Origin of the sequence: Paraburkholderia sp. XV, assembly GCF_020177535.1 — a bacterium.
In the GTDB taxonomy this organism is placed as follows: domain Bacteria; phylum Pseudomonadota; class Gammaproteobacteria; order Burkholderiales; family Burkholderiaceae; genus Paraburkholderia; species Paraburkholderia caribensis.
In genome coordinates this window covers 48,474-65,471 of the sequence record NZ_JAGUUD010000003.1, presented here as the reverse complement: position 1 = coordinate 65,471, position 16,998 = coordinate 48,474, and the positions used below count along the sequence as shown (strand labels likewise).

General features: G+C 61.4%; 15 protein-coding genes. 1 reads left to right on the top strand and 14 read right to left on the bottom strand.

Annotated features, from left to right (window positions below):
• The first annotated feature begins 115 nt into the window (after nt 1–115).
• Nucleotides 116–454: a hypothetical protein gene (locus KFO72_RS02510; protein WP_225031315.1), complete on the top strand. Its 339-nt coding sequence runs from the start codon at nt 116–118 to the stop codon at nt 452–454.
• A 627-nt stretch (nt 455–1,081) separates the two neighbouring features.
• Here the strand turns inward: KFO72_RS02510 and KFO72_RS02505 are convergent.
• From KFO72_RS02505 to KFO72_RS02440, 14 genes are all read right to left on the bottom strand, one after another.
• Nucleotides 1,082–2,020 (bottom strand): substrate-binding domain-containing protein, encoded by a 939-nt coding sequence (locus KFO72_RS02505; protein ID WP_225031314.1) that lies wholly within the window; start codon nt 2,018–2,020, stop codon nt 1,082–1,084.
• Nucleotides 2,021–2,047: 27 nt separating this feature from the next.
• Nucleotides 2,048–3,040, bottom strand: coding sequence for an ABC transporter permease (locus tag KFO72_RS02500; protein ID WP_197496932.1), 993 nt, complete (start codon nt 3,038–3,040; stop codon nt 2,048–2,050).
• 3 nt (nt 3,041–3,043) lie between these two features.
• Entirely contained in the window at nt 3,044–4,531 is a 1,488-nt protein-coding gene (locus KFO72_RS02495; RefSeq protein ID WP_225031313.1) for a sugar ABC transporter ATP-binding protein, read from the bottom strand.
• A gap of 69 nt (nt 4,532–4,600) precedes the next feature.
• Nucleotides 4,601–5,623, bottom strand: a complete 1,023-nt coding sequence (locus tag KFO72_RS02490; RefSeq protein WP_225031312.1) for a zinc-dependent alcohol dehydrogenase — start codon at nt 5,621–5,623, stop codon at nt 4,601–4,603.
• A 128-nt stretch (nt 5,624–5,751) separates the two neighbouring features.
• Nucleotides 5,752–6,768 carry an aldo/keto reductase gene (locus KFO72_RS02485; protein WP_054932114.1) on the bottom strand — a complete coding sequence of 339 codons (1,017 nt, stop codon included), beginning with the start codon at nt 6,766–6,768 and terminating at the stop codon, nt 5,752–5,754.
• A 183-nt stretch (nt 6,769–6,951) separates the two neighbouring features.
• The gene (locus tag KFO72_RS02480) at nt 6,952–7,803 is read right to left on the bottom strand and encodes a shikimate dehydrogenase family protein (RefSeq protein WP_225031311.1); all 852 of its coding nucleotides are present in this window, start codon (nt 7,801–7,803) and stop codon (nt 6,952–6,954) included.
• The gene (locus KFO72_RS02475; protein WP_060607953.1) at nt 7,800–8,807 is read right to left on the bottom strand and encodes a Gfo/Idh/MocA family protein; all 1,008 of its coding nucleotides are present in this window, start codon (nt 8,805–8,807) and stop codon (nt 7,800–7,802) included. The genes KFO72_RS02480 and KFO72_RS02475 overlap by 4 nt, the downstream gene beginning before the upstream one ends.
• A gap of 24 nt (nt 8,808–8,831) precedes the next feature.
• Entirely contained in the window at nt 8,832–9,764 is a 933-nt protein-coding gene (locus KFO72_RS02470; protein WP_225031310.1) for an electron transfer flavoprotein subunit alpha/FixB family protein, read from the bottom strand.
• Between the two features lie 23 nt (nt 9,765–9,787).
• Nucleotides 9,788–10,537, bottom strand: a complete 750-nt coding sequence (locus KFO72_RS02465) for an electron transfer flavoprotein subunit beta/FixA family protein (protein ID WP_054932107.1) — start codon at nt 10,535–10,537, stop codon at nt 9,788–9,790.
• A 52-nt stretch (nt 10,538–10,589) separates the two neighbouring features.
• The gene (locus KFO72_RS02460; protein WP_225031309.1) at nt 10,590–11,549 is read right to left on the bottom strand and encodes an ABC transporter permease; all 960 of its coding nucleotides are present in this window, start codon (nt 11,547–11,549) and stop codon (nt 10,590–10,592) included.
• Between the two features lie 7 nt (nt 11,550–11,556).
• Entirely contained in the window at nt 11,557–13,056 is a 1,500-nt protein-coding gene (locus tag KFO72_RS02455; protein ID WP_054932105.1) for a sugar ABC transporter ATP-binding protein, read from the bottom strand.
• Between the two features lie 17 nt (nt 13,057–13,073).
• Nucleotides 13,074–14,009: an ABC transporter permease gene (locus tag KFO72_RS02450; protein WP_224099297.1), complete on the bottom strand. Its 936-nt coding sequence runs from the start codon at nt 14,007–14,009 to the stop codon at nt 13,074–13,076.
• A gap of 80 nt (nt 14,010–14,089) precedes the next feature.
• Nucleotides 14,090–15,169: a sugar ABC transporter substrate-binding protein gene (locus tag KFO72_RS02445; RefSeq protein ID WP_062917928.1), complete on the bottom strand. Its 1,080-nt coding sequence runs from the start codon at nt 15,167–15,169 to the stop codon at nt 14,090–14,092.
• Between the two features lie 88 nt (nt 15,170–15,257).
• Nucleotides 15,258–16,931, bottom strand: coding sequence for a GMC family oxidoreductase (locus KFO72_RS02440; protein WP_062917927.1), 1,674 nt, complete (start codon nt 16,929–16,931; stop codon nt 15,258–15,260).
• Nucleotides 16,932–16,998 lie beyond the last annotated feature (67 nt).

The following is a 16,998-nucleotide window of genomic DNA, read 5'->3' as shown; positions in this document are numbered from 1 at the left end:
GAAAGGTTGTCCAGCGACAATGGGGCAGGCATCGCTGCTCATACGCCGAGCAAGGTGTTGCAGCCGCCTTTTCCAGGTCGGTCCTTCCAACGCCTCGATTTCTGGAGCATTTGTCATGGACATGCAGGAACTGGTTTCTGAATTTCTCGCGTCGGAACATGGGAGTCAGGCAACCCAGGCACTAGCCGATCAAGGTATCAATGCCGACGACGCCCAGCAGATGCTGGGACAGGTGGCCGAGACGGCGCATGCTCACGTCGAGGAGCAGGGTGCCGGGCTGCTGGGCGAGCATCCGGGCAAGAGCTTCTTTGCGGCGTTTGCCGCTGGGCTGGTCAAGGGCGATCCCCCGCTACTCGACATTCGCGGGACGTGTCGAATGGCACGCCGCCCCAGATTTCTTCTTCTCGGTAGCGTTAGGCTAGCACATGAAGACTCCAATCCATTCGATGTTTGAACGGCTCCGGCATTAACCTCAGACTGCAATCAAGTCACTGAATCGGCTCGCATGGACCCAAGGTCCGTTCGCGGATTCGAAGACCGAATCAGACGCATGATAGTCGATGCGATCACGTATGCCGACCCACATATCGCAAACAATATGTTGTAGCCCGCATTGACGTTTCCGAGAGCCTTGAAGTGATCAAGAAGCGCACCGACAAACAAGGGAAAGACAGTTCCACCAATTGCGCCAGCCATGCCTCCCATTCCGACAATCGGCTGAGAAGTCCAACCATTGCCCACATGTTGTCGATCCAGGGCGAAAACGCTATGGCTACCACGAGGAACGCCAAGCCAAGCATGGTGATCTGACGTGCTCGAGTGACATCCCATCCGCGAGCGATCAGGCGCGACGATAGCCACCCGCCCGATATACTGCCGATCGAGGTCGCTACATAAACGACCACCAGCGGCAACCCTAGATTCTTAAGATCAAGATGATATCGGGAAGTATCCTGTTCGATCCATCCGCTACCCGTTTAACGTTTGTAGATCATGATGTTCGCGGGATCTGAAATGCGAGTTGCCGAACGCCAGAAGAGATCCGCGCGTTTCAGAAACTGACGCAATTTCGTCGGCCGTTCTAGAAGGCCGGCTTCACCGAGTCAATGTTTTCCTTCGTGACCCGGACAGTTGGCAACACAACCTTGGGCGGCACCTTCTCCCCTTTCAGGATCTTTAGCGCGACTGCCATGCTTTCAGTTCCAGCGGGCGGATACAGCCACGTGGCCGCTTCGTCACCGGCCCGGATCGCTTCAAACTCTTCTTTCTGCCCGTCGAGGCCCAACACCTTGATCTCACTCGACCGGCCGCTCTCCTTGATCGCCTGGATCGCGCCGAGCGCCATCTCGCCGTTCGCGGCGAATACAAGGTCGACCGTGCCGGCAGGATGCGCCTGCAGGATGTTCTGCATCACAGCGTAGGCTTTCGGCCGGCGGTAATCGGCCGGTTGTTTCGCGATGACCTTGATGTCCGCGGATTTCCCGGTCACCGACGTGACGCCGCCTATCCGGTTCACGGATGTCTCGTCACCTGGAATGCCTTCGAGCAATACGATGTTGCCTTTGGGTTTGCCGTACTTTTTTGTAAGCGTTTCGACGATGTACTGACCCGCATCCACACCCAGTGCGCGGTTATCGCCCGATACCATTGTGATTGCGCCCGCGTTCTCGATCGGCTTACCCACGAACATGTACGGCACGCCTCGCTCCTTTAGCGAGGCCAGTTCCTGACGCAACCCCTCTGCTTTCCCGGCCTGCACCAGAAGAAGCTTGATCCCCTTCGACTCCATGTCTTCGATGCCTGCGATCTGGCCCGCGACATTGCCCTGCCCGTCGGTGGCGAGCACGCGTACGCCGGCCGCTGAGGCAGCGGCGTTGATCTGCTTGCGCTGGGTCGCGAGCCACGGATGATCGAGACTCTCCTGCGAAAGGCCAATCGTGTCGGCAGCGAGCGCGCTCGCGACACATCCGAATGCAAGAGTCGTGGCTGCCGCTGTCTGCATCAGCTTCGTGTTGAACATCGTTGTCTCCTGGGATTTTCGACCGGTCTATCGGCCCTTTGAACGACTGAGTTGCGCGTGGATCAACACCGCGCCGACAATAATTGCGCCCTTGACGATCAACTGCGTATAGGCAGGGATGTTGAGCAGATTGAGAAGGTTGTTCAGCACGCCGATCAGCAAGACACCAACGATCGTGCCTCCGATGCCACCCGCGCCACCCGACAGACTCGTGCCACCGACCACCACAGCGGCAATCGCATCGAGTTCAAGCCCCTTTCCGAGGTTCGCTTCACCGATGTTCAGTTGCGTCGACATCACAAGACCACCGAGCCCCGCGAACAACCCGGAAAGGCAGTAGGCAATCACGCGAATCCTGTCGACAGGTACGCCCGACAGGCGCGCGGCTTCCGCATTGCCGCCCACGGCATACACGTGCCTTCCGTAGCGCGTCATTCTCAGAATTACCGCCGATGCCACGGCCATCACGATGAAAAGCAGCGCCTGAACGGGCACGCCTGCGAGGCGTCCACGTCCAATCCATGCAAGCGACGCCGGAACACCAATGACCGGCTGACCATCCGAATAAGCGAGTCCGACGCCGACAAGCGCCGTCATCATGCCAAGCGTGACGATGAACGGCTGGATACGGCCTTTGGTCGTGATAACGCCGTTGGCCCACCCGCAAATCAGCGCGATTGCGAGGCCACCCGCGAGCGATGCCACCGGCCCATATGGCTTGAGACCCGCAATGGCGAGCGTCGTGAGCGCGAGAATCGATCCGACGGAAAGATCGATACCCGCCGTCAATATCACGAACGTCATGCCCAGCGATGTCAGTCCCACCACCGACACCTGGCGTACGACATTCAACAGGTTCTCGGCCGTGAGAAAGTAAGGCGATGACACTGCCGCCGTCACGCACAGCAGCATGAAGATGGCGAGAATGCCAAAGCGCTGGATGAGCTCAATGCGCCGATAGGCGCCGCCTGAAAATCGTCCGCTCGAAGCAGTCCCGGACATAGGTTCTGCGAATGCCATGATTTACCTCGCTATCATTTGAAGGACCGACTCTTCTGTTGCGCCATGAGCGGAAGCTTCCCCCGTCACTACGCCATCACGCAGCGCGACGATGCGGTCCGCCATGCCAAGGAGTTCAGGCATTTCCGAGGAGATCAACAGAACCGCCTTGCCAGAGCGTGCAATCTCGTCAATCAACCTGTAGAACTCGACCTTCGCGCCGACATCAACGCCCCGCGTCGGTTCGTCGAGAATCAGAAGTGTGTAGTCGTGGGCAATCCATTTGCCGAACACGACCTTCTGCTGATTGCCACCCGACAAAGTTCCGACGGGCACTTCCGCACTCGATGCCGACACCGCGAGTTGCCGGCACACGGACGCCACTCGTGACTGTTCGCGGCGTCGGCTAACGAAGCCGAAGCGACAAATGCTCTTGAGTGTGGGAAGCATCGCGTTCTCGCGGATGCTGAGGCCGAGCACCAGCCCTTGAGCCTTGCGATCCTCCGGCACCAATGCGACGCCTGATTCGATCGCCTCGGCGGGCGTCTTCGGGCGATGTGCACGCCCTCGCAGCGATATCTCGCCTGACGCGATGTCGTCGAGTCCGAAGATCGCACGGGCCACTTCCGTACGTCCCGCGCCCACGAGTCCCGCGAGGCCTACGATCTCACCGGCACGTATGCTAAAAGTGACGTCCTTTACGCGCTCCGCGAGTCGCAGCGCCTTTACATCGAGCACAATCTGCGCAGCAGGTTCGTCGCCGTTGTCGCGCCGATCAGGAAAGCGTGTATCGACTTCGCGGCCCACCATGAGCCGTATCAGCGATGCGCGATCGAGGTCCGCCACCCTACGCGTACAGACCGAGCGACCGTCTTTCATGATCGTGCAGGTGTGGCAAAGGTCGAAAATCTCATCCATCCGGTGCGACACATAGAGAATCGTCACTCCATCGCGCGACAGGGTTCGCACGACGTTATAGAGCAGAGTCATCTCACGATCGGAAAGCGTCGCTGACGGTTCATCCATGATCAGCACGCGCGCTGAGACGGCGAGCGCCTTGGCGATCTCGACGAGTTGCTGTTCAGCTACCGACAGCGTGCCGACACGCCTTCGCACGTCGATCGGTGCGCCGATGCGCGCGAGCAGCGCCTTCGCTTCGCTGCGCATGGATGCGGCATCGAGCAAGCCACGACTGATCCGTTCACGGCCCAGAAAAATATTCTCGGCGACACTCAAGCCGGGGATCAGATTGAACTCCTGATAAATCGTCGATACGCCCACCGTCACTGCTTCGCTCGGCGATGCCGGTGAGTAGGATTTGCCGTCGAGTAACAGTTCGCCTTCATCGGGTGCAGTGGCGCCGCTCAGAATCTTGATCAGCGTTGATTTGCCCGCACCGTTTTCTCCAACCAGCGCGTGCACGGACCCACGGCTGCATGAAAATTCAATGCGATCCAGAGCCCGTACACCAGGGTAGGTCTTGCTGATTCCCTTCACTTCGAGAGCATTCATGGACTGCCTCTGCCAGGCGATGCAACACCGTGTTGACATGACTTCGAACCGCTGCGACGGCCGGGCAATTCACGCGACCTGCAACTGGATCTTCAATACGTTCCTGTCTTCAGCGAGGCGCGTGAACGCAGCCTGAACGTCATCGAGGCGATAGATCGTGGTGAGAAACGGCGCAACGTTCACGCGCCTGTAGCCGAGCAGGGTCGCGGCCTCGTGCATGTCATCGCCCATGCCGGCAACACTGCCTTGCACACCCTGCTCCCGCAGCACGAAATCGAGCGCGGAAATTCTGAACGTATGACCCGGCTTGGCAAGTCCAAACGCAATCACACGTCCGCCAGGACGAATCAGCGTGAACGCCTTTTCGTATAGTTCGGTGGAACCGACGCTTTCAATGGCGACGTCGACGCCGCGTCCATCGGTTGCGCCGCGCACGGCGGCCTCGAGCTGAGCGGGGTCGGTCACGACCAGATCCGCGCCCAGTTCTTTTGCGAGTCGCGCACGCTGCTCATTCGGCTCGACGACGATGACAGGTGCCGCGCCCGCGCGGACGGCGAGCTGCATATGCATCTGGCCGATCGGCCCCGCGCCGATCACCAGCACACTCTCGGCAAGCCGCAGATGCCCCTTCCGAAACGCCCGCACGATGCACGAAAGCGGCTCGACCATCGCGCCTTCTTCCACGGGCATCGCCGGGGGCAACGGGACGACCGCATAGGCCGGCACACGCACGTACTCGGCCATGCCACCGTCCACATGAATGCCGAGTTGAACCATCTGTGTGCAATTGAGAATCTCGTTCTTGCGGCAATAGAAGCAACTGCGGCAACCGAGATTGATGTCGGCGGTGACCGCCTGACCGACCTTCAGCCCTTTTACGGCCGAGCCGACTTCGGCGATCGTCCCGGAGAACTCGTGTCCCAGAATCAATGGCAGGCGGTCGCTCGAGTAGTTGCCGTGATAGATGTGCAAGTCGGTTCCGCAAATCCCACAGCGCTCGACCTTGATGAGCACGTCCGACGCGCCGCACTCAGGAACAGGCACGTCGCGCAACTCGAACTGCATCGGAGCAACAAGTACGGCAGCTTTCATGACTTCTCCCTGACGTTGAAATGCGGGCACGACGGGTCCCATCCGCCACGTAATTGCGCGGCGGAGGAAGCGGGCGCGGAACCCGCGAGTCGTTCTCTGCTACCCGATTGCGGGTCGGCGACGAACCGTTATTGAGGAGTGGGCGCGTCCTGCCGGATCAGCTCACGACGCTTCAGTTCGGCCCAGAATGCGGATGGAATCTGTGCCCGGAACGTTTGCAGATTGTCTTCGAGCTGGGCGACCGTGCGCACGCCGGGAATATTGGTGGGTATGGTCGGGTGGGCGAGCACGAACTGCAGCGCCGCCGCTTTCAACGGCACCGAGTATTCCCGGCACACCTTCTCAATTTTGCGCACCCGTTCGAGGACCGCATCGGGCGCGGGCGAATAGTTGTATTTCGCGCCGGGAACCGCGCCCGTCGCGAGAATGCCGCTGTTGTAGCCGCCGCCGAGGATGACCGACACCTGCCTCTCCTCACACAGGGGCAGGAAGCCGTCGAGCGCGTCCTGCTCGAGCAGCGTGTAACGTCCGGCGAGCAGCAGACAGTCGAAGTCGTGGCGTTTGACGGCCTCATGCGCAACCGGCCATTCGTTCACACCCACGCCTACCGCCTTCACGACGCCTTCGTCGCGCAACTTCAGCAGCGCCCTCGCCGCGCCCGACATGGCCGCCTCGAACATTTCCGGCTGCCTGTCTCCATGCGTATAGCTGTCGATGTCGTGGATCAGTGCGATGTCGATCTGCTCCAACGCCAGTCGCTGCAGGCTGTCCTCGATCGACCGCATGACACCGTCGTAGCTGTAGTCGAACTTCATTTCGAACGGCAGGCCGTCGACCCACGGCGTAAAGTCGATTTCCGCGCGCTTGCGGGGCTTGAGAAGTCGTCCCACCTTCGTCGACAGCACATATTGGTCGCGCGGATACCAGCGCAACCCCTGCCCACAGCGAGCTTCGCTTAAACCATGGCCGTACATGGGAGCTGTGTCGAAATAGCGCACGCCGGCGTCCCAGGCAGCCTTGATCAGGGCCGCGGAATCCTCCTCCGTGATCGGCCGGAAGATGTTGCCGATCGGCGCGGCGCCGAAGCCCATCAGCGTTGTTTCGAGTCCCGAGCGCGGCCATTTGCGCTTTTCTGTTGGATTCATCGTTGTCTCCTGTCGACCAGCGGCGGCGCTATTCGCGCATTTACTGGTCCGATGCAAGTCGTTGCGAACGAAAGTCGGCTACTGTCGAATCTGTTACGTAACCCACCGGATAGTTACTTGTGATTCATACTATGCCCCGATCCAGGATCAATCAAAGGGGGTTTTCCCGGAGCATTTGCCGGCTTACGCGGACTCGATCCACGCCTGGCAGCCAGTTGTTGCACGCTCACGGGATGGTGGAAGCAGCCGCAAAAACGCAACCATCGCTTCGACCGAATTTTCAAGCAGGTGACGACCCGGGTGGGTGGTTAAACCTCTGGCTTCCGCTTCTTCCAGCAGGCGAGTTTGCGCAGGCTTCATGATGAGGTCTGCGATGACAGCATGCGGACCGGCATCAGCGAGATCGATCGGAAGCGGATCGCCAGGGCGCATGCCGCACGGTGTCGCGTTGACCACCAAATCGTGACAGGCCTGAGCGCGCGGCGCACTCTCCCGGACGACCACGCCGCTCCCACGCTTTTGCAATGCTTGCGCGAGCCGCCGCAACGACGTCGCATTGCTGTCAAAGAGATCGAGCGATGCAATACCCGCGTCGATCAGCGCATGCGCGACTGCCACACCAGCGCCGCCTGTCCCGACGATGAGCGCCGACTTGCCGCGAACCCCGTGGCCACGACCAGGCAGGCCTTTGACGAAGCCCTCACCGTCGAACATCGCGCCCGTCCAGGAACCGTCGGCTTCGCGCCGTAGACAGTTGACCCCGCCCGTTTGCTGCGCCGCCTCCGACAATCGCGCCGCGTGAACGGTCGCCTGGAGCTTGTGCGGCACCGTGACGACCACACCGGCCAGATTGACGATGCCACGCAGCCCTTCGAGCACGGGCCCAAGGTGAGCAGCGGGCACGTGAAACGGCACGAGGGTCGCATTCACGCCGTCCCGCTGGAAGCACGCATTGAAGAGTTGCGGCGACTTTGCCTGCGCGATGGGGTCGCCCAGAATGGCGACGATCCGGGTTTCTCCGTCGATGTGCATCATTGGCGGCGTCCTGTCTGTGCGGTAATGCGTTCGATCAGACGCTGCACGCGCAGCGCATCGTCGCCCGTTACCAATGGGCTGCGATCCTCGCGAATCGCGCAGAGGAAGTCCTTGAGCAAATCACGATGCGCCGTATGGGAAAAGTCCATTGGCTTGGCGCCAAAACCCGACGACGAAGGATCATGAAATTCATCGACACGACCATCGTGGAAAAACGCGCGCAAATGTCCCCCTTCGAGAACCGCTGTCCCATTGGTGCCGATCAGCTCAATTCGCTCAGGAAAACCCGGATACGCCGCCGTCGTCGCAAGCGCGTGACCGGCGGCGCCGCTTTCGAACGTGAGTATGGCGCTCGCGAAGTCTTCTGCTTCCATCGAATGCAAAGCGGTTGTTGCCGTTGCACCGACTACCGTTGATACGTCTCCCGCCAGCCACATCAGAATGTCGAGCGAGTGAATGGCCTGCGTCATCAGCACGCCGCCTCCATCGCGCGCATAGGTCCCACGGCCGGGCTCGTCGTAGTAGGACTGGGGCCGCCACCAGCGCAGATCGACGCCGGCATAGGCGATCGCGCCCAGTGCGCCGCTCTTCGCGAGCGTCGCAAGCCGCTCGACAGCAGGACGAAAGCGATTCTGGAAGACCACGCCGAGTCGCACGCCGGCGTCGCGGCACACCTGGACCGCGCGTTCTGCGCGAGGCATCGATATGTCTAGCGGCTTTTCAAGCAATACATGCTTGCGCGCAGCAGCGGCCCGCTCGACGAGTTCGAGATGCGTGTGCGGCGGCGTCAGCACCAGAACGGCATCGACGCGCGGGTCCCCCAATACGGCGTCGAACGATCTGGCAACCGGAAAGCCATACGTGCCGGTGAAGCGCTCCAGCCGTTCCGCCGATCGACCGACTACGCCCACCACCTCCACTTCGTCGTTCAGTTCGTTCAGTGCAAGCGCATGAGGCGTCGCGGCAAGACCGGCGCCAACGATCGCGATTCGGCTTTTACGCATCAGTACGTCCTCAATGAGGCTACTTCAGATAAGCGTCGTCAACTCTGGAACGGCTTCGAACAGATCCTGAGCCAGACCATAGTCTGCGATGCTGAAGATCGGCGCTTCCGGATCCTTGTTGATCGCGACGATCACCTTGCTGTCTTTCATGCCGGCCAGATGCTGGATCGCGCCGGAGATGCCGACGGCTATGTACAACTGCGGCGCGACGATCTTGCCCGTCTGGCCGACCTGATAGTCATTCGGAACGAAGCCCGCATCTACGGCTGCACGCGACGCGCCCAATGCCGCACCGAGTTTGTCCGCCAGGGGCTCGAGCACCTTCGTGTAATTCTCACCGTTTCCCAGTCCACGGCCACCCGACACGATCACCGAAGCCGATGTCAGTTCCGGCCGGTCCAGCTTCGTCAATTCGCGGTTCACGAACGCGGATATTCCCGCGTCCGCGGCGGCTTCGATTTTCTCGATCGATGCGCTGCCGCCTTCGGCCGCCACGGGGTCGAAGCCCGTCGTGCGCACGGTGATGACCTTGACGGGGTCGCCCGATTGCACCGTCGCGATCGCGTTGCCAGCGTAGATCGGGCGCTCGAATGTATCGGTGCTATTCACAGCCGTGATGTCGCTGATCTGCGCGACGTCGAGATGCGCCGCAATGCGCGGCGCGATGTTCTTGCCGTATGCGGTAGCGGGCGCCAGGACATGCGAATAGTCCCGCGCGATATTCAGCACCGTGCCTTCGATGTTCTCAGCCAGTCCTTCGGCGAGTTGCGGCGCGTCGGCGAGCAGCACTTTGGAAACACCCGCGATCTTCGCGGCGCCGTCGGCCGCGCCCTGCGCATTCGAACCCGCAACCAGCACGTGAACATCACCGCCGATCTTCGAAGCAGCAGCAACCGTGTTCAGCGTTGCGGCCTTGATCGATACGTTGTCGTGTTCTGCAATTACCAGAATCGTCATTTCATCCGTCTCCTGCGTTGTCCTTACAGGACTTTGGCTTCGTTCCTGAGTTTCTCGACCAGCGCCTTCACGTCCGGCACCATTACGCCTGCGGAACGCTTCGGCGGCTCCGCGACTTTCACCGTCTTCAGGCGCGGTGCGACACCGACACCGAGATCGGCCGGCTTCAGTGTCTCCAGAGGCTTCTTCTTCGCCTTCATGATGTTCGGCAGCGTGACGTAGCGCGGCTCGTTCAGACGCAGATCGGTCGTGATGACTGCGGGCAGCTTGAGCGAGAGCGTTTCCGCGCCGCCATCGACTTCACGCGACACGGTAGCCTTGCCGTCCGCCACCACGACCTTCGAGGCAAACGTCGCCTGCGGCCAGCCAGCCAAAGCGGCCAGCATCTGACCGGTCTGATTCGAATCGTCGTCGATGGCCTGCTTGCCGAGAATCACCAGTTGCGGCTGCTCCTTATCGACGAGCGCCTTGAGAATCTTCGCGACCGCGAGTGGCTGCAATTCTTCCGTCGACTCAACGAGAATCCCGCGATCCGCTCCAATGGCCAACGCGGTGCGCAGCGTCTCCTGACACTGCGTCACGCCGCACGACACCGCAACGACTTCCGTCGCCACGCCCGCTTCCTTCAGGCGAACCGCTTCCTCAACGGCAATCTCGTCGAACGGATTCATCGACATCTTCACGTTCGCGATATCGACGCCGCTTCCATCCGACTTCACGCGAACCTTGACGTTGTAGTCGACCACTCTTTTGACCGTGACCAGAATTTTCATGTGCAACCTCTTCCTTCAACAAAAGCCGGCGCGCAACGGGCCGGGTCGAATCTCACTTGATGACCAGCACCTTCGAACGATCGAACGCCACCGTCACCGCGACGATCAGGATCAGTCCGAACACGATCTGCTGCGCGAACACGCTAATGCCGACGAACGTCATGCCCACACGCGCGACCGACACGAGGAGCGCGCCCACCAGCGTCCTGCCGATGCCGCCCGCGCCACCCGTCAGCGCCGTTCCGCCGACGATCACCGCGGCAATGGCGGGAAGCAGGAACTGATCTGCCAGCGTTGGCGAACCGCTGCCCAGTCGACCGGCCATAACGACACCCGCAAACCCCGCAAAGAAAGACGACGTGCCGAACACCAGGCATTTGGTCACCCACACGCGCACACCCGAGGCGATCGCCGCCGGTTCGCCGGCACCGATCGCGTCAGCGTGGCGGCCGAATACCGTCGATCGATGCAGAAACAGACAGAACGCAAACACTGCGATGCCGAGCAGGATTTCGTGCGGCACGCCGAACGAAGTACCCGTGGTCCAACCGAGCGAGGCGTTGCGCATCTCGTCGCTGATCGCGATGGAGCGTGTACCGGAAAGCGTCAACGCAGCCGCCGACGCAATCCCGCCCACCGCAAGCGTCGCGATGAAGGACGGAATGCGCAGCATGGTCTGGATCACCCCGCTAAGCAGACCAATGCCAAACGACGCAGCGAGTGCGACGACGGCAGCCATCGCTCCGTAACGCGGCAGCAGCATCGCCACGATCACGCTCGCGAGAGACGCCACGGACTGCAGCGACAGGTCGATGCTACCGAGCAAGACGACAAAGGTCGTGCCGGCCGCCATGATGAACAGTGTCGAACTGTCGGCGAGCAAGCCGAGTTGCGTCGAAGGTGCCAGAAAGCTCGGCTGCGCGATTTCAATCAACACGTACAGCACGATGAGTGCGAGAAAGGGCGCGTTGTCGCGCAGCTTCGCCGCGAGTGGTGCGTTCAGTTGTGGCATGTTGACCTCAGACCATGTGTTCGACAATTTCGACCTGCGAGGGCTTACGCCCAACCTCGCACGGCAGGACCTTTTCAGCGCGGCCGTCTCGCATGACCATCACGCGATGGCTGAGCCCAAGAATCTCTTCGAGCGTATCGCCCGTTAGCACGACAGCGACACCCTCTGCTGTCAGTTCGCGGATGAGTTGATAGACCTCTTCCTTTGCACCGACATCGAGGCCGCGCGTCGGATGATCGAGCACGAGAATCCGGCTGCCTGCGAAACGCCATTTCGCGAGCACCACCTTCTGCTGGTTGCCGCCCGACAGGTTGCGGCAGGATGCATCAGGCCCTGGCGTCTTGATGTGCAGCCGCTGTATCCATTCGTTGGCAAGCGCGCGCTCGCTTGCCTTGCGAACCACGCCGCCGCGGCTGACGGCGCCCAGACGCGGCAGCGTGAGGTTTTGCGCAACGCTCATCTGGGTGACGAGCCCTTCGACCTTCCGCTCACGCGGAACGTACCCGATGCCAAGCGCGACGGCATGATTGGCCTGCGGCTTCAGACGGGTCGTACCCACCATCACCTCCCCCGCGTCGAGCTTTTCCAGGCCCGCAATGATCCGGCACAGTTCTTCGCGCCCGGACCCGACCACGCCCGCGACACCGAACACTTCGCCGCAGTGGACATCGAAGGAAACGTCGTTGAGCACGTGACCCAGCGACGCGTGGCGCACCGACAGTGCGACCTCCGCGCGGCAAGGCTTTTGCAGGTTTTCGCGGTAGTACTCGCTGTGCAGGGACCGGCCGACCATCAGTTCGTGGAGCTTCGTCACCGATGCATTGCCCGACGACATCTCCGACACCACCTTCCCATCCTTCATCACATACACGCGGTCGCTGAGCGACAGCAGTTCATCGAGCCGGTGCGACACGAACACGAACGACGCGCGCGACTTCAATTCACGCACGAGTCCGAACAGGATGTCGATCTCCCCCGCCTCGAGCACGGAAGTCGGCTCGTCGAGCAGGATGATCGGCGTGCCGCCCGTGCGGCTCGCAAGCGACAAGGCTCGCGCGAGTTCAACCATCTGTCGCTGGCCGAACGACAGGTCCTCGCACAGCGTCAGCGGATCCACGTCCAGACGCACCGTAGCGAGTTCCTTCTTCGCTGCCCGCTTGAGCTTTGCCCAGTTCATCCGGCCGAAGGTGACGAAGTCTTCTTCGCGACCGAGGAACAGGTTCTCGGCAACGGTCAGATTCGGCAGGATCGATTGCTCCTGATAGACCATCGCGATGCCCTTGGACGTCGCGTCGCGCGGATTGCGGATCACGAGCGGCTTGCCGCCAAGCTCGATCTCGCCCGTGTCCTGACGGTATGCGCCCGTCAGGAGTTTCATCAGCGTGGATTTTCCTGCGCCGTTCTCGCCGATCAGACCGACGATTTCATTCGGCCGGACTTCGATCGATACGTCGTCCAGGGCGAGCACACCCGGAAAGCGCTTGGTGACGTTCTTCAGTGAAAGCATGTCTGTTCTCCTCACGCTCATTTGACGATGCGCCGGCGCGAGCGATTGAGCGCGAGGGTCACGGCTGCGATGATCAATACACCCTGGATGCCCTGTTGCACGTAGGGAGGCACACCGAGCAGCACCATGCCGTTGCCGAGCACAATTACGATCAGCGTGCCGATCAACGTGTTCATCGGACTGCCGTTGCCGCCTGCGAGCGACGTACCGCCCACCACGATCGCGGTAATCGCAACGAACAACTGACCATCGGCAATGCGTGCATGTCCCTGCCCGTATTGCGCAACGGCGAGGATGCCCGCCACGCCATAGAACGCACCCGCCAGCGCGAACACCACGATGCGCACGCGCGATACCCGCACCCCGCTCAGACGAGCGAGATCCTCCCCGCCGCCGATTGCGAGCGTGTGCCGGCCGAGCAGCGTGTGTTTGTAGACGAACCACGCGACCCCAAGCATCGATATCGCGATCCAGACCGACAGAGGCAGACCCAGATAGCGCGTAATCGAAATGGCGCGCAGCGAAGGATCGCTCACACGGATCGTGTTCCCCGACAGCCACGCCGTACCGATCCCCGTTGCAACGAAGCCGATCGCCAATGTTGTGATGAACGACGGAATGCGCAGGAACACGTGCAGCACGCCATTGGCAAGACCCAGCGCGGTACCTGCGGCAATCGCCACGGCCAGCACCCACAGCCCGAAATGGTTGTCGTTATACGAGTTCTCGACCAGCATCGAGACCGCAATCGCAGCGACCGCGACGATGCCTTCGGCTGACAGATCGATGCTGCCGAGCTGAATGACGAACGCGGCACCGAGTGCGATGGTGAGAGGAATCGCAGCACCTATCGCAATCCGCGACAGATTCATCGGATCGAAGAAGTCGCGGTTCAGCGCGCCGATGCAAAGACCGAGCGCCACCAGCACCAGCAGCGGTGCCAATCGTCGCACGAGTGCCTGCTTCGATACGATCGGGGTCCCGGTTGTTTTTGTGGGCACGGCCTGCCGGGTGGGCGCCAAGGTCAGCTTGTTCATCGATACACCACTGGACCCGCGACGCGGGCATAGAGATTGTTCCAATCGCCGCCTGGCGCAGCCGCGCGCTTCAGCACATCCTGCACGTTAGCTTTGGTCACGAACGTTGCCTTGCAATAGGACTCGCGCCGGTCCTTGGGCAACGCTGCTACGTCGACCTTTTTCTCCTTCGCCTGTAGACCCATTGCCAGGCCGATGCCACCGAGCCAGTACGGGTCCCAGTCGACGGAAGCGACCAGTTCGCCGGCCTTGATCGCGCTCAGGCCGGGCGGCGTGCCGTCCATGCCCGTCACGGGCATCTGGCCTGCGAGACCTTCGGCGCGCAGTGCCTCGATCGCGCCGAGCGCCATGTCGTCGTTCGCGGCCCATACGCCTTTGATCTTCGAGTTGAAGCGCGTCATCCACGCCTGCATGATCGGAAACGCCTTTTGTGAGTTCCAGTCGGCCACCTGGAAGTCGAGCAACTGAATGCCAGGAAATTTTTTCAGTGCTGCGTCGAGCCCGGCTTTACGTTCGATTGCCGGCACGTTGCTGAAGATGCCACCGAGCGCGACGACGCCTCCCTTGCCGCCCATCTGCTTGAACAGTTGCGTGGCGGTTTCTTCGCCGTACGCAACACCGTCATAGGAAAGATGGGCTACATAGTTCGGGTTCGCGTCCCACGGATGCAGATCCTTCGGCTTGTTCCAGATAGTCGTGACGAACGCGCCCGCTTTCGAGCAGGCCTCGACGATCACGCGCGCGTCGGCGGAATCATTCGGATCGACGTTGAGCACGAGATTGCCGCCCGTCCGTTGCAGCAGCGCGCGAATATCGGCGATGCCTTTCTCGGAACTCCCTTCAGTCGTGAGCGGCACATACGGCAAGCCGACGCTTGCCGCGAAGCTCTGCGCGCCCTTGTTGAAGGCCGCGTGATACGGGTTGGTCAGCGACCGGAACGAGCAGGCCAAGGTGGTCTGCCCCGCGCCGAGCGACAGCCCTGAAACGCTGCTACCGACCATCGCAAAGGCCGCCCCTGCGCCGAGCCTGATGAAGTCACGGCGTGAAAGAGCCGGGTGTTGATCGTGTTTGGACATGATGTCTCCTTCCAATAAATATATAGATAGTTACTCATTGTTATGGAGTTCGATACCAGAACTCTCTCTCAGGCCGCGCGGCCCGACCCTACGCCAGTGTCGCGGCGGCGACGGGCGCTGCCCGTCCGGAATGGTTGGCCAACTCGCCTGCCGCCGGTGCCTGGGCCGCTGCGCGCCCGCGAATCAGGTCCGACGCTTTCTCTGCGATCATCAGTGTCGGCGCATTGGTGTTCGAACTGACGATGCGTGGCATAACGGATGAATCCGCGACGCGCAGACCTTCGATGCCGTGAACCCGCAACTGCGGATCGACCACGGACATATCGTCCACACCCATCTTGCAGGTACCGACCGGGTGATATCCGGTGCGCCCGTACTGCTGCGCGTACTCTTCGTATTGCGCCTGCGTGCGCACTGCGCCGCCAGGGAAGTGCTCGCTTTTGATGAACTTGCGCAGTGCGTTCTGCGTCATGATTTCGCGGCTTTGACGAATGCCCTCCACAGCGACCTTCAGGTCATAGGGATCGCGGATATAAGCGGGATCGATGACGGGCGCATCGGCGGGGTCCGCGCTGTGCAGCGTTACGCTGCCGCGGCTTCGTGGGCGCAGGAAATATGAATTGAGCGTGCAACCCGAACCTGACGGAACAGGCGGCACGCCGGCCTCGACGCCGGCTCCAGGCAGGAAGTGGAACTGCAGATCGGGCGTCGGCACGCTGCTGTCGGAATACCAGAACGCCCCGCCCTCGGCGATGTTCGACGTGACCGGGCCCTTGTTGAAGATTTTGTATTCGAGGCCGGCGAGCAGCATCATGTGCTTCTTCGCGTACTTGTCGAGGCTGTAGTGGCCGTTGAGCTCGTACACGATATCGATGTCGAAATGATCCTGCAGGTTCTCACCAACGCCCTTGAGCGAATGCAACGGCTTGACGCCCGCGCGCTCCAGATCGGCGGGTCGGCCAATGCCGGAGAGCATCAGTAACTTGGGAGAACCGATCGCGCCCGCCGTCACGATCACTTCGCGCTCGGCCCGCGCAACGACGACGTTCGTCCGCGAGTGCTGCTCAGCGAATTCGACGCCTACCGCGCGGCCATTCTCGATCACGATGCGCGACACCAGGCAATTCGTCTTTACCGTCAGGTTGCTGCGGGCACGCGCGTCCCGCAGATAGCCCACTGCGGCACTGCAACGCCGCCCATTGCGCTGCGTGACCTGATACACGCCGACGCCTTCCTGTTGCGCGCCGTTGAAATCGCTGTTGTACGGCAGGCCGGCTTCCTGACCGGCGCGGACGAAAGCCTTGGTGAGTTCATTGACGGTGATGAGGTCGGACACGCCGAGCGGACCGCCGACACCGTGATACTCGTTGCACAGGCGCTCGTTGTCTTCCATCCGGCGCAGATACGGCAGCACGCCGTCGCGAAAGCCCCAACCCGTGCAGCCGTCGCGCTCCCATGCGTCGTAATCGGATGGCTGGCCGCGCGTATAGACCATCGCATTGATCGAGCTGCCGCCACCGAGCACGCGGCCCTGCGCGAACGGAATCTGGCGGCGTTGTGTCTCCGCCGCCGCCGCGGTGCGATAGCCCCATGTCAACGGACCACCCGTCATCTTGAAGAAGCCGACGGGCATATGGATGTAGGGATTCGTATCAGCGGGGCCGGCCTCGAGCAACAGTACCCGGTTGCTTGCGTCTTCACTCAGACGTGCTGCCAGCGCGCAGCCTGCCGGGCCGCCACCCACGATCACATAGTCATACATTGCTGTCTCCGATTCTGCGTTCTGCGGCCGCGCAGTTCCGCGTGGCCCAACCTTTGCGCGGCTCTCT